This window comes from Williamsia muralis NBRC 105860 (assembly GCF_001598915.1).
Lineage (GTDB): Bacteria > Actinomycetota > Actinomycetes > Mycobacteriales > Mycobacteriaceae > Williamsia > Williamsia muralis.
This window is the reverse complement of the sequence record NZ_BDAP01000003.1, coordinates 244,854-257,591: the sequence shown is the minus strand read 5'-3', so window position 1 is coordinate 257,591 and position 12,738 is coordinate 244,854. Positions and strand designations below refer to the sequence as shown.

Genomic DNA, 12,738 nt, shown 5'->3' with positions numbered 1-12,738 from the left:
GTTGCCGATCGAAAGCCTGCTGTTACGGGTGAGTGACGACACACGCCGAGGCACCCGGGAACAAAGCCGAATCCCTGATCGTCTGAAAGAGTGAGAGTGGATGCACCACCCCGGTGTGTTAGCTCGCGAAGGGACCGCGCCAGCGCAGGCCCGGGACGGAGGAAAAAATGTCAGAGACCATCACCACGCCCCCGATCTCCATGCCGTTGACCACTGCCGACCGCTGTGATCGATGTGGTGCAGCAGCCCGTGTACGCGCTGTTCTCTCCACAGGTGGCGAGTTGCTGTTCTGCCGCCACCACTTCAACGAGCACGAAGCCCGGCTGGTGGACATGGGCGCCACCGTGATCACGAACGAGGAAGAGCTCGTCTGACACGCCGACAACACAACACCGCCGCGGTTCACTCACTGTGAACCGCGGCGGTGTCGTTTCTGTGGCCGACCTGGGCGCAGGACCTTCTCGCAAGTCCTAACGCCAGGTGCGCAGCGCCTCGATCCGGGCCTGCAGTTGTTCTGCCGTGGCCATCGCTGTGGGCGGTCCCCCGAGCTTCGCACGCAGCTCGTTGTGGACCAGTCCGTGCGGTTTACCGGTCCGGTGGTGGTGCATCGCGACAAGGCTGTTCAGCTCCCGGCGCAACGCACTGAGCTGATTGCCCACGGTGGGTTCGCGCGGTGTGGCCGGCGCAGCTGCAGGACCGGCACTGCGGGCCTCGATCTGATCGGACTGCCGCTTCTGCAACAGGTCCCGCACCTGGTCAGCATCGAGCAGCCCCGGAAGGCCGAGATAGTCGGCCTCCTCGTCACTGCCCGAGAACGTCGCCGTACCGAACGAGGACCCGTCGAAGATCACCTGGTCCAACTCGGCGTCGGCGTGCAGGGACTCGAATCCCCGTTCGTCGTCCTTCTCGTCCTTCGTCTTGTTGGCGTCGTTCAGCAGCGCGTCGTCAAGTCCGTCGGACTCGCGGTGGGGTTTGCCGAGTACGTGGTCGCGTTGGGCCTCGAGCTGGCTGGCCAGTTGGAGCAGCACGGGCACCGAGGGAAGGAACACACTCGCGTTCTCTCCCGGCCGCCGCGACCGCACGAACCGGCCGATCGCCTGAGCGAAATACAACGGGGTCGATGCACTGGTGGCGTAGACGCCGACTGCCAGGCGCGGCACGTCGACGCCCTCCGACACCATGCGGACCGCCACCATCCACTCGTCGTCGGAGTCACCGAATTCCGCGATCCTGCTCGACGACTTGGGGTCGTCGGACAAGACGAGCGCCGGGGCCTTACCGGTGATGGCCTGCAGGAGTTCGGCGTAGTCGCGTGCGACGGTCTGATCGCTGGCGATCACCAGCCCACCGGCATCGGGCATCCCGGATTTTCGGAGCTGCCGCAGCCGGGTGTGCGCGGCCTGCAGCACAGCGGGGATCCAGTCTCCGTGTGGGTCAAGGGCGGTCCGCCAGGCGCGGGCGGTGTGCTCGGCCGACAGCGGCTCACCCAGGCGGGCAGTGAACTCCTCCCCCGCGTTGTTTCGCCAGCTTGCCTCCCCCGAGTACGCGAGGAAGACCACCGGCCGGACCACGCCGTCCGCAAGGGCATCGGAATACCCGTACACGTAGTCGGCGACCGAACGGGCTCCACCGCCCGGCTCGGGTTCGTAGTTGATGAACGGAATGGGGCTGTCGTCGGACCGGAACGGGGTTCCCGTCAACGCCAGACGCCGGGTCGCGTCGGAGAACGCCTCGCGGATCGCATCTCCCCAACTCTTCGCGTCGCCTCCGTGGTGGATCTCATCGAGGATCACCAGGGTGCGGCGGTTCTCGGTTCGCACCCGGTGTCGAGCCGGGTGCGCCGCGACCTGCGCGTACGTCACGACGACACCCTGGAAGTCCGAACTGGTCTGGCCGGTGCTGTTGCTGAAACGTGAGTCGAGGGCGATTCCGGCGCGTGCGGCCGCTGCGGCCCACTGGTGCTTGAGGTGCTCGGTGGGCGCGACGACGGTGACCTGATCCACGGTGCGGTCGGTCAGCAATTCGGTGGCGATCCGCAGACCGAACGTCGTCTTGCCTGCACCTGGGGTCGCGACCGCCAGGAAGTCCTTCGGTGCCGCGGACAGATATTTGGTCAGCGCGCGTCGCTGCCAGGTACGCAGCGACGACGCGGCGGGCGCGGGCGCTGGGTCGGACGTGACCTGTGATCCGGTGGCGGCAATAGGTCGGGTCACGACAGGGCACAACTCCTAGCTGCGATGAGATCGGATTCCACCCGTCCGAGCTGGTCGGACGGTCGGTGCCTTGCCGAGGGGCAGATCGGCCACTGCACGGGTCCGTCGGGCACCGGCAAAATGTTACCGCGCCCGCAGACGTCCGAGCGACCGCGGCGGCGGCGCGGCATCACGCATCGCATCCGAACTTCGGCAATGCTGGACACCATCGCTCCTCCAACCGATCCCCAATCCGAACCCGCCCCGAAGAAGCCGGCGCGCGGCGCTCACGCAGATCCCCTCGACGCCCCGACGTCGCGACCGCCGGTCCTCAGAACGATTCCCCGGCTCCTCTGGCGCACGATCACGAAGTCGTGGGACGACTCGATTTTTGCGATGTCCGCGCAGGCCGCGTTCTGGCAGACGTTGTCCTTGCCCCCATTGCTTCTGGGCATTCTCGGCAGTCTGGGCTACATCGCAGGCTGGTTCGGCCCGAACACCGAGCAGATCATCTCCGACCGGATCATCGGCTTCGCGGAGCGTACGTTCAGCCAGAACGTGGTCGACGAGATCATCACCCCCACCGTCGACAACGTCCTCGTCAGCGGTCGCGCAGAGGTCATCTCGCTCGGCTTCCTGCTGTCGCTGTGGGCCGGGTCCTCGGCGATGTCCAGCTTCGTCGATTCCATCGTGGTCGCCCACGGTCAACACAACGTGCGGCACGCGGTGACACAGCGGCTGTTCGCGCTCTGGCTCTACGTCTGCTTCCTCGTCCTGTCGGTGTTCACGCTGCCACTGGTCGCCCTTGGCCCCACGTACGTACGTGAGGTGGTACCCGATGCGTGGCGCGAGACCGGCTCACAACTGGTCGACTACGGCTACTTCCCGGCGGTGGCCGTCCTGCTCTTGATCGGACTGACCACGCTCTACCGGGTGGCCCTGGCCAATCCACTGCCGTGGCACCGGCTGCTGTGCGGTGCGCTGCTGGCCGGCGCGGTGTTCTGGCTAGCCAGCGCGGTGCTGCGCTGGTACCTGTCGATCATCACCCAGACCGGGTACAGCTACGGGGCGCTGGCGACGCCGATCGCGTTCCTGCTGTTCACGTTCTTCCTGGGATTCGCCATCGTCATCGGCGCGGAGTTCAACTCCATCGTGCAGGAGACGTGGCCCGCCAATCCGAGCAAGATCGACCAGGTCCGCGACTGGGTCTCGGCGCAGACCAGCGACATCACCGACCAACTCAAAACCGTTCCGAAGAGACTGCCGACGGGCCCGATCCGTAAACCGGATCTCGAGGCGGCCGAACCGCCGCAGTCGCCCCCACGACGCAGCCCGGACCGTCCCCTCGACAGCGAGCGGTGATCAGTCCTTTTTCATGCGGGCGTAGATCTTTTTGCACTTCGGGCACACGGGGGACCCGGGCTTCGCCGACTTGGTGACGGGAAAGGTCTCGCCGCACAGCGCGACAACGATGTTGCCCATGACAGCGCTCTCGACGATCTTGTCTTTTTTCACATAGTGGAAGAACTTCGGGGTGTCGTCTTCGGTGGTCTCATCGGTGGTGACATCGGGGCGTTCGACGGTCTGCGTATCCATGGGTCCAATTCTGCATCGCTGCGGCGGTGTCGGCCAACGCGCGTGCCGTAGGGGTCACACCGCGCATGGTGGCTGTCCGGCCAGGAAAGGTGGATAGTGGAGCCGTGGGTCCGAAAGAGCACGCGACCGAGACATATCTGATCACCCAGGCGCAGACGTCCCTGGAGGAGCAGCACCGCACTCGAGTACGCAAATACCTGACGCTGATGGCGTTTCGCGTTCCGGCGCTTGTCATCGCGGGGCTCGTCTATGGCGCCACCCAGAACGGTCTGCTGGCACTCGGCATCATCGTCCTGTCCATTCCCATCCCGTGGGTGGCGGTCCTGATCGCCAATGATCGACCGCCTCGGGCCAAGGGTGAGGTGCCCCAGTACAAGTACGGCCCGGACAATCACCGCCAGCTCACCGACGGGGCCACCTTCAACGGGCTCGACCGACGACGCGAGTGAGCACCGCTCGATCCGTCGAGGACCTGGCGTCCATTGCGGCCGGTCTGCGCTCGGCGTTCCTCCGCACCGACTACACCGCCGACGGGATCCTGAACCTACTGGGAACCGACGCGCATGATGCGCTCGGTCGCGGCGAACCCGTACCGGTACGGCGTGCTTGCACCGACGGGGGCGAGCTGGGCGTCCTCATCCGGCTGCTGTTGTTGGGAGACACGTGCCCGGAGGGCGACGTCGCCGCTGCCCTGAAGCCCGTGCCGGTCGACGATGCGGTGCGCGTCGGGATGCTCGATCACGACGATCACGGAGTCCGAGCCGCGATCGATGTCCGGCCCGTGGATTTCGGGACGGGGTCGCGCTGGCTGTTCTCCGACCTCGACGGCAGTATGCGCCGGATCGCCATCACCGACGATCATGTCCTCGGAGTCGGGCAGGCATCGCTGTCACTGCTTCGGGCAACGGCTACCGAGCCGGTCGGCACACTTCTCGACATCGGGACGGGCTGCGGTGTGCAGGCGATCCACGCTGCCGACTTCGCTCGCCACATCACCGCCACCGACATCACCGGACGATCACTGGCGATGACCCGCGCCGGCGTGGCCATCAACGACATCGCGCCCGAACGGGTCACAGTGGCGCGTGGTGCCTGGTTCGGACCGGTCGGGGGATCGCGTTTCGACCACATCGTGGCGAACCCGCCGTTTGTGGTGGGCCTCCCGTCCGTGACGCACACGTACCGCGACTCCGGCCTCGACCTCGACGGGGCCAGCGAATTGATGTGCCGAACAGCACCGGACTTCCTTGCCGAGGGCGGCACTGCGTCGATGTTGGCATCGTGGACCATCCGCGGTGACGACTGGCGCGAGAGGGTCGCGCAGTGGATCCCGGACCACGGTGTGGACGCATGGGTGGTCCAGCGCGACGTCGCCGATCCGGCGCTCTACGTCGGCACGTGGCTGCGCGACGCCGGGCATGACCTGCGCGATCCTGCGGCCGCGGAGTTGGCGGACCGATGGCTGAGCCATCTGGACGATGCCGGTGTGCGGGGCATCGGTTTCGGCTTCGTCTTCCTGCGCCGCACCGATGAGCCCACCGACCTGCTGGCCGAAGAGATGAGTCAGGCGTTCGACGACCCACTGGGTCCCGAGGCGGCCGAGTATCTGCGTCGGGTCGCGTGGTTACGCGACCACGATCTGGGCGAGGAACGCTTCAGCGTGCGTGGGGGCGCCGCGCTCGAACGGGTCGCGACGCTGACCGGCGACGACGGCTGGGAGGACGTCGTCACCCGCATCCACCGCGGAGACGGACCCCGGTGGAGCCACGAGATCGATGCACTCGGTCGATCCCTGCTGGCTGGGCTGCGGCCCGACGGGTTGTGCCTCGATGAGGTGGCCGAGCTGCTCGCCATGGCCACCGGGTCCGACCCCCTGGATCCGGGTGATGTGCACGCGATGATCGAGGGCCTGGTGCGTCACGGAATCGTCGTCCCCGCGGGGATGTAGCGGTCCCTGCCGGGAAAGCTCAGTTCACTCTCAGTAACTTCTCAGACCGTCTTCCCAAAGACGCAGGTCAGCGCATCCTGCGCGGGAACACCTCGCGGAACTATCTGGTGAGGCTCAGCCGTTGAACTCTGTGAAGACAATCGCACTCGAGGAGGCCGACATGTCCAGCCCCACCACCATCCGTCCGGCAATGACCGAACAGGACCTGGATGCACAGAGCCCGGCCGCGGACCTGGTCCGCGTCTATTTGAACGGTATCGGCCGCACCGCCCTCCTGAACGCCGAGCAGGAAGTCGAACTGGCGAAGCAGATCGAGGTCGGCCTCTACGCCAAGCATGTCCTGGCCACCCGCAAGCGTCTGTCCGCAGTCAAGAAGCGCGATCTGGCCCAACTGGTCCGTGAAGGTGAGTCGGCCCGCTCGCATCTGCTCGAAGCCAACCTCCGCCTGGTGGTCTCGCTGGCCAAGCGTTACACCGGCCGCGGCATGCCGCTCCTCGACCTGATCCAAGAGGGCAACCTGGGTCTGATCCGAGCGATGGAGAAGTTCGACTACGCCAAGGGCTTCAAGTTCTCGACCTACGCCACCTGGTGGATCCGTCAGGCCATCACCCGCGGTATGGCCGACCAGAGCCGCACGATCCGGCTCCCTGTCCACCTGGTGGAGCAGGTCAACAAGCTGGCCCGCATCAAACGCGAACTCCATCAGCAGCTCGGCCGTGAGGCCACCGACGAGGAGCTGTCGTCGGAGTCGGGCATCCCGGCCGAGAAGATCGCCGATCTGCTCGACCACAGCCGCGACCCGGTGAGCCTGGACATGCCGGTCGGCAGCGATGAAGAAGCTCCCCTGGGCGACTTCATCGAGGATGCGGAGGCCACCTCCGCCGAAAATGCCGTGATCGCCGGTCTCCTGCACACCGACGTGCGCACCGTGCTCTCCACCCTCGACGAGCGTGAGCAGCAGGTCATCCGCCTGCGCTTCGGACTCGACGACGGCCAGCCCCGCACCCTCGATCAGATCGGGCGGATGTTCGGCCTGTCGCGTGAACGTGTTCGCCAGATCGAGCGCGAAGTGATGTCGAAGCTGCGCCAGGGCGAACGCGCCGAGCGGCTTCGCGCCTACGCGAGCTGATCGCGCCGTACGTCTTCACTCGAGCGGAAAGCCGCCACCGATTCGTCGGTGGCGGCTTTTCTCGTCATGGATCCCGTATCACCCCAGACGGCGGGGCCCTGAATCGTGTTTGGTGGGAACGGGCCCCACGTGCATGCGTGCCGCGAGCACGGCCACCCCAGCCGGCGTGGCATGGATCGGGTCGCACACCACCTCGCGTGCCTCGGGGATGTCGTCGACCAGTGCCGAGATACGGGTGACCAGGTCGATGAGTGCATCCTTGTTCACCGGCTCCGAACCGCCATAGCCCGACAACAGTGGCGCCGACCGCGGCGCCTCGATCAGGTCGGCGGCGTCGCTCTCGGTGAGGGGCAAGGCCCGATACGCCCTGTCCCCCAGCAGATCACTTGTCACGCCGGCCAATCCGAACGACATGAGCGACCCGAACGACGGGTCGTCGCGCACCCTGATGACCGTGCTGATCCCCTTGGGTGCCATCTGCTGGACGTGCAGACGGGATTCGCCGGTCACCTCACCCAGTTCCACCACCGCGAGCCGCACCGCATGCTGATCGGGTAGGTCCAGGCGCACACCCTCGCGGTCGGCCCGGCCTCGCCATTCTTCCGAGAATGCTTTGACAGCAACGGGATATCCGAGTTCGTCCGCAGCCGCGACGCTCTCATCGACGCTGTTGATCTCCCGGAAGGGGACGATGTGGATGCCGTAGCAGGCGAGCACCTCGGCGGTTGCCGCGTCGTCGAGCTCGGTGACATCCCCGCCCTGTGCGTCGACGGCCTCCCGGACGAGACGGCGAGCGGTGTCGGGGTCCACATCGGCGGGCCGGCGGACCTGGGACGGTGGCCGCGACCGCCACTGCGAGTATCGCCACGAGTATCCGAGTGCTTCGGCGGCCCGCTCGGGCCCTGGATAGGACGGGATCGATCCGCGTGCGGGTGTTCCGTGTGGTCCGAGGACGGTGAGGTTCTGCGGGATGCCTTCCACCGCGAGGAACGTGGTCACCACTGGTTTGTCGGAGTCGGCCATCCCGGTCATCAACGCTTGGGCGTACCGGTCCACACTCACCGCCACCGGTGGGACGAACACGGCTATCAACGCATCCACCCCGTCATCGGCGGCTGCCGTCCGAACGGCGGCCTCGAACTCTTCCGGGGAGGCACCTGGTCCGAGATCGACCCGCTGAACCGCTTCGAGGCCGAAGTGGCTACCGGCTTCCTGTGCCAGCACTCCCAGCGCCGTCGAGTTGCCGACGATGCTGACCCGGGGACCACGCGGAAGGGGTTGATACGCAAAGACCGTCGCGCAGTCGAACAGTGCCGATATGGTGCCCACCTGGATGACGCCGGACTGGGCGAGGATGGCCCGGGTGCTCTCGTCGTCGAGCGAATGGTCGGCGGCGGCCATCGCGGGTGGCACGGCACCGCGGCCGGACTTGACCGCGACAACCGGTTTGCCGCTTGCCACCCGCCGGGCGAGGCGGGTGAATTTCCTGGGGTTACCGAAGCTCTCCAGATAGAGCAGCACCACCTCGGTGTCCGGATCGCTGTCCCAGTACTGCAGCAGGTCATTACCGGATACGTCCGCGCGGTTGCCTGCCGACACAAACGTCGACAGACCCAGTTGCCGTCGGGCGGCGGCGTCCAGGATCGCGATGCCGAGGGCGCCCGACTGGCAGAAGAAGCCCACCGCACCTCGCCCTGGAACCAACGGCGCCAGTGTGGCATTGAGGCCGACAGCCGGATCGGTGTTCGCCACACCGAGGGCGTTGGGCCCAACCAGTCGCATACCGTGCTCACGCACGGACTCGACGAGACGACGCTCGGATTCGAGCCCGGAATCGCTGGTCTCACTGAATCCGGAGGACAGCACGAGCATCGTCTTGACACCCTTGGACAGACAGTCGTCGAGGACGTCCTCGACCGCGTCGGCCGGAACCGCGACGATTGCCAGGTCCACAGGATCCGGGATGTCGCGTACCGTCGGATAGGCGCGGATGCCGCGCACCGCCCTGTGCTCGGAATTGACCGGATACACGGGCCCGGTGAACCCCGCGGCGATCACGTTCGCCAGCACCGCATTGCCGACCTTCAGTCTGTCCACGGAAGCGCCGATGACCGCAACCGACGTCGGCCGCAACAGATTTGCCACACTGCGGGCCTCTGATCCGCGCTCGCGCGCGTTGCGCACCGACAGCAGGGCTTCGGTCGGGTCGATGGTGAACTCGACGTGGATGGTGCTGCCGTCGAAGCTACGGCGCAGCTGATATCCCGCGTCCCGGAACACCGCCACCATGTTGGGGTTCTCGGCCAGCACCTCGGCTTCGAACTTCTCGAATCCGCATTCCGCGGCGGCACCGGCGAGGTGTTCGAGCAGGATCGGGCCCAGTCCCCTTCCCTGGTGCTCGTCTGCCACCACGAACGCGACCTCTGCCGTCCCGGGTTTGCCGTCGCCGGCCAGGCTCTCGTAGATGCCGATGGCGATGATCTCGCCGCCGAGCATGCCGACGAACGCGACGCGGCTGTAGTGGTCCACGGTGGTCATCCGCGCGAGTTCACGAGGCGGGATCTGCGGGAACGGACCGAAGTAGCGCAGGTAGCGCGTGCGCTCGGACAGCCGTGAGTGGAAGCGGACGAGACGGTCGGCGTCCTCGGGCACGATCGGGCGCAGATGGACCACGCCGCCGTCGCTGGCGAGAACATCGGCGATCCAGTGACGCGGGTAGTCGTGGGGGCCCCGCTGATCGGGTGGCACGGTGTCAGTCACGGGGGTCCTCCGGATCGAGTCCGCACAGCGGGTACACCGCTCGGCGGGTGGCCATGATGGTGGCGTCAGTTCGGGTTTGGGCGGCATCGGTGACACCCGCCATCAGCGGTCCACCACCATCACCGTCCCACGGGAGATAGTCGATGTCGCCCCCGTCGGTCATGCTGTTCACGGGATCGCCGCGCAGCGTTTCGTCGAGCGCTTGTGTCTCCTCTGTCGCTGCGCGGCACCAGCTTTCATCGATGGTGGTCACCGGGTCGAGGTCGTGTCCGGTGACCGCCGCGATGAGGTGGGTCCAGCTGCGCGGAACCACGTCCACGATGCCGTACCCACCACCACCGACCGCCAGCCAACGCCCTTCGGCGTAGGTGTCGGCGAGGTCACGCATCGCGAGGACCGCGGCGCGCTGACCGTCGATCGTCAGCGACAGGTCGGTCAGCGGATCGCGCCGGTGGCTGTCCACTCCGCACTGGCTGACGATGATCTGTGGACGGAAGCTCTCGAGCATCCCGGGCACGATGGCGTGGAATGCGCGCAGCCACAGCTTGTCCGTGGTCTCGGGCATCAGCGCGATGTTGACCGCGGTGCCCCTGCCGTCCTGCTCCCCCACCTCTTCCGGCCACCCGCTGCCCGGCCAGAGCGTCGCCGGATGCTGGTGCAACGACACCGTCAGAACGCGGGGGTCCGCGGCGAAGACCTTTTGCACGCCGTCACCGTGGTGCGCGTCGATGTCGATGTAGGCGATTCGGTCATACCCCTGCTCCAGCAGCCACCTGATGGCGACAGCGCAGTCGTTGTAGATGCAGAAACCCGCCGCGTGACCGGGCATCGCGTGGTGCATGCCCCCGCCGATGTTCACCGCTCGACGTACCGAGCCGGACGCGATTGCCGCGGCGGCCGCCATGGTGCCGCCGACGAGAACGCTGGCGGCACTGTGCATTCCCTCGAAGATCGGGTTGTCCGTGCTACCCAGCCCGAAGAGTCTCTCCAGCAAATGTGTTGCGCCGCCGACATAGTCGTCGACCGCGGAGGCGCTGCGCACCGCATCGAGGTAAGCGGAGGTGTGCACGGTCTGCAGCAGCCGGTCGTCGACGTTCATCGGCGGCGTGGTCTCGACACCGTCGAGCACCCCGAGCGACCGCGACAGAGACATCGTCAGGGCCAGCCGCACCGGGTTCATCGGATGCGCCGCCGTCCATCGGTATCCGAGGAAGTCGTCGCTCCAGATCACTGCGGCCGGCTCGGCACCGGGTCGGTCGACTGCATTGTTCATGCTGCGAGCCTAGTTCGACTGACGCGCAGTGGGGCCTTGTCGGCCTGGTTCACCCGGACCGGGGCACAGGCGTATCGCGCCCCCTCGCCCCGCGCTACCGCTACAACCCACTCGTACAGGTAACCTTACTAGAGGACGAAAGGGATGGGGATCGTGAACGAACTGATCGACACCACCGAGATGTATCTCCGGACGATTTACGACCTCGAGGAAGAAGGCATCGTTCCGCTGCGGGCTCGTATCGCCGAGCGACTGGAACAGAGCGGCCCGACGGTGTCACAAACCGTCGCACGGATGGAACGCGACGGACTGGTCATGGTTGCGGGCGACCGCCACCTCGAGTTGACCGACAAGGGCCGCAGCCTCGCCGTATCGGTGATGCGCAAGCACCGGCTCGCCGAGCGGCTGCTGGTCGACGTGATCGGCATGCCGTGGGAAGACGTGCACGCCGAGGCATGCCGCTGGGAACACGTGATGAGCGAGAACGTCGAGCGCCGTTTGCTGGAGGTCCTCGACCACCCGACCACCTCGCCGTACGGCAACCCGATCCCGGGCCTGGACTTGCTGGGCTATGAGAACATCGCACCTCCCGGACCCATGACACGCATCTCCGAACTCCCGCAGGGCGAACCGGTTGCCGTGATCGTCCGGCGGTTGTCCGAGCACGCCCAGTCGGACATCGAATTGATCAGTCAGCTCCGTGAGGCCGGCGTGGTGCCCAACGCGCGGGTGACCGTGTCGGTGAAGCCCGGCGCGATCGTCATCATCACCCCGGGACACGAAGGTCTGACTCTGTCAGAGGAGATGGCCCACTCGCTGCAGGTCGAGAAGGTCTGACCGCACCGCAATGAAGCTTCTGGTCACCGGCGGAGCCGGTTATGTGGGTAGCGTCTGCGCTCGGGTGCTGATCGAGCACGGCCACGACGTCACCATCATCGACAATCTCTCCACCGGCAACGTCGATGCCCTGCCCGACCACGCCGCGTTCATCCAGGGCAACGTGAGTGAGGTCGCGCCGCGAGTACTCGGCTCCGACCCATTTGACGGCGTACTCCACTTCGCCGCGCAGTCATTGGTGGGCGAATCGGTCGAGTCACCCGAAAAATACTGGTACGGCAACGTGGTCGAGTCATTGGCCCTCCTCGAGGCGGTTCGGATCTCGGGAACCCCGCGACTGGTGTTCTCCTCTACCGCCGCCACCTACGGCGAACCTGAGTCGGTGCCGATTCTCGAGTCCTCACCGACTCGGCCGACGAATCCTTACGGCGCAACAAAACTGGCCATCGACCACGCCATCACGTCCTACGCGGCAGCCCACGGGCTGGCCGCGATGAGCTTGCGGTACTTCAACGTTGCGGGCGCACATGCCGGCGCGGGCGAGAATCGTCAGGTCGAGACGCATCTGATCCCGCTGATCCTTCAGGTCGCCCTCGGACACCGGGACCACATCAAAGTCTTCGGTACCGACTACCACACCGATGACGGCACGGCGATACGCGACTACATCCACGTGTACGACCTGGCGCAGGCACATGTGCTGGCGCTCGAATCGGCAATAGCCGGTCGTCACGCGATCTACAACCTGGGCAGTGGCACGGGATTCTCTGTGCGGCAGGTCATCTCGGCGTGTGCCGAGGTGACGGGTCTCGACATCCCCGTCGTCGATGCGCCGCGTCGCGCCGGCGACCCCGCCGTCCTGATCGCCTCGAGCGACAAGGCCATCGCCGACCTCGGGTGGTATCCGGAGAAGACAGACCTGCCGGTCATCGTCCGCGACGCCTGGGAGTTCACACGGACCCTCGGTGATCGGGCCCACTCGGCGGCAGCCGCCGCTCGTTGA

The 12,738-nt window shown here is 66.4% G+C and carries 11 protein-coding genes; 7 read left to right on the top strand and 4 right to left on the bottom strand.

The annotated features are described in order from the left end of the window. Positions 1-167: 167 nt before the first annotated feature. Positions 168-374: a DUF7455 domain-containing protein gene (locus WIMU1_RS13240; protein ID WP_030163359.1), complete on the top strand. Its 207-nt coding sequence runs from the start codon at positions 168-170 to the stop codon at positions 372-374. A 96-nt stretch (positions 375-470) separates the two neighbouring features. Here the strand turns inward: WIMU1_RS13240 and WIMU1_RS13235 are convergent, their stop codons facing one another. After that, positions 471-2,201, bottom strand: a complete 1,731-nt coding sequence (locus WIMU1_RS13235) for a DEAD/DEAH box helicase (RefSeq protein WP_062798550.1) — start codon at positions 2,199-2,201, stop codon at positions 471-473. 207 nt (positions 2,202-2,408) lie between these two features. On the opposite strand from WIMU1_RS13235, the gene WIMU1_RS13230 reads away from it, so the two are divergent. Further along, the gene (locus WIMU1_RS13230) at positions 2,409-3,554 is read left to right on the top strand and encodes a YihY/virulence factor BrkB family protein (protein ID WP_084248236.1); all 1,146 of its coding nucleotides are present in this window, start codon (positions 2,409-2,411) and stop codon (positions 3,552-3,554) included. On the opposite strand, the gene WIMU1_RS13225 is transcribed toward WIMU1_RS13230, so the two are convergent. Beyond that, positions 3,555-3,788, bottom strand: coding sequence for a DUF3039 domain-containing protein (locus tag WIMU1_RS13225; protein WP_062797911.1), 234 nt, complete (start codon positions 3,786-3,788; stop codon positions 3,555-3,557). It lies immediately after the preceding gene. A gap of 65 nt (positions 3,789-3,853) precedes the next feature. Here WIMU1_RS13225 and WIMU1_RS13220 point away from each other — a divergent pair, with 65 nt between their 5' ends. The 3 genes from WIMU1_RS13220 (at position 3,854) to WIMU1_RS13210 (ending at position 6,865) form a co-directional block, all read left to right on the top strand. Then, positions 3,854-4,237: a DUF3099 domain-containing protein gene (locus tag WIMU1_RS13220; RefSeq protein WP_081729804.1), complete on the top strand. Its 384-nt coding sequence runs from the start codon at positions 3,854-3,856 to the stop codon at positions 4,235-4,237. Beyond that, entirely contained in the window at positions 4,234-5,736 is a 1,503-nt protein-coding gene (locus WIMU1_RS13215) for a DUF7782 domain-containing protein (RefSeq protein ID WP_062797909.1), read from the top strand. Before WIMU1_RS13220 ends, WIMU1_RS13215 begins: the two co-directional genes overlap by 4 nt. Before the next feature lie 160 nt (positions 5,737-5,896). Continuing rightward, positions 5,897-6,865, top strand: a complete 969-nt coding sequence (locus WIMU1_RS13210; RefSeq protein ID WP_051406577.1) for a sigma-70 family RNA polymerase sigma factor — start codon at positions 5,897-5,899, stop codon at positions 6,863-6,865. A gap of 78 nt (positions 6,866-6,943) precedes the next feature. On the opposite strand, the gene WIMU1_RS13205 is transcribed toward WIMU1_RS13210, so the two are convergent. Together WIMU1_RS13205 and WIMU1_RS13200 are read right to left on the bottom strand one after the other, a co-directional pair. Next, entirely contained in the window at positions 6,944-9,712 is a 2,769-nt protein-coding gene (locus tag WIMU1_RS13205) for a bifunctional acetate--CoA ligase family protein/GNAT family N-acetyltransferase (protein ID WP_370623667.1), read from the bottom strand. Continuing rightward, on the bottom strand, positions 9,618-10,898 hold the full coding sequence (locus tag WIMU1_RS13200; RefSeq protein ID WP_062797907.1) for an acetoin utilization protein AcuC: 1,281 nt from the start codon (positions 10,896-10,898) through the stop codon (positions 9,618-9,620). Before WIMU1_RS13200 ends, WIMU1_RS13205 begins: the two co-directional genes overlap by 95 nt. 153 nt (positions 10,899-11,051) lie before the next feature. Here WIMU1_RS13200 and WIMU1_RS13195 point away from each other — a divergent pair, with 153 nt between their 5' ends. Together WIMU1_RS13195 and galE are read left to right on the top strand one after the other, a co-directional pair. After that, the gene (locus tag WIMU1_RS13195; protein WP_062798545.1) at positions 11,052-11,735 is read left to right on the top strand and encodes an iron-dependent transcriptional repressor DtxR; all 684 of its coding nucleotides are present in this window, start codon (positions 11,052-11,054) and stop codon (positions 11,733-11,735) included. A gap of 10 nt (positions 11,736-11,745) precedes the next feature. Continuing rightward, positions 11,746-12,738, top strand: a complete 993-nt coding sequence (gene galE, locus WIMU1_RS13190; RefSeq protein ID WP_062797905.1) for a UDP-glucose 4-epimerase GalE — start codon at positions 11,746-11,748, stop codon at positions 12,736-12,738.

Bases quoted from the DNA above. Each gene is read 5' to 3' on its own strand.
- galE (WP_062797905.1), top strand. From the start codon at position 11,746: ATGAAGCTTCTGGTCACCGGCGGAGCCGGTTATGTGGGTAGCGTCTGC.
- WIMU1_RS13200 (WP_062797907.1), bottom strand. From the start codon at position 10,898: ATGAACAATGCAGTCGACCGACCCGGTGCCGAGCCGGCCGCAGTGATC.
- WIMU1_RS13220 (WP_081729804.1), top strand. From the start codon at position 3,854: ATGGTGGCTGTCCGGCCAGGAAAGGTGGATAGTGGAGCCGTGGGTCCG.
- WIMU1_RS13205 (WP_370623667.1), bottom strand. From the start codon at position 9,712: ATGCCGCCCAAACCCGAACTGACGCCACCATCATGGCCACCCGCCGAG.
- WIMU1_RS13240 (WP_030163359.1), top strand. From the start codon at position 168: ATGTCAGAGACCATCACCACGCCCCCGATCTCCATGCCGTTGACCACT.
- WIMU1_RS13230 (WP_084248236.1), top strand. From the start codon at position 2,409: ATGCTGGACACCATCGCTCCTCCAACCGATCCCCAATCCGAACCCGCC.
- WIMU1_RS13225 (WP_062797911.1), bottom strand. From the start codon at position 3,788: ATGGATACGCAGACCGTCGAACGCCCCGATGTCACCACCGATGAGACC.
- WIMU1_RS13210 (WP_051406577.1), top strand. From the start codon at position 5,897: ATGTCCAGCCCCACCACCATCCGTCCGGCAATGACCGAACAGGACCTG.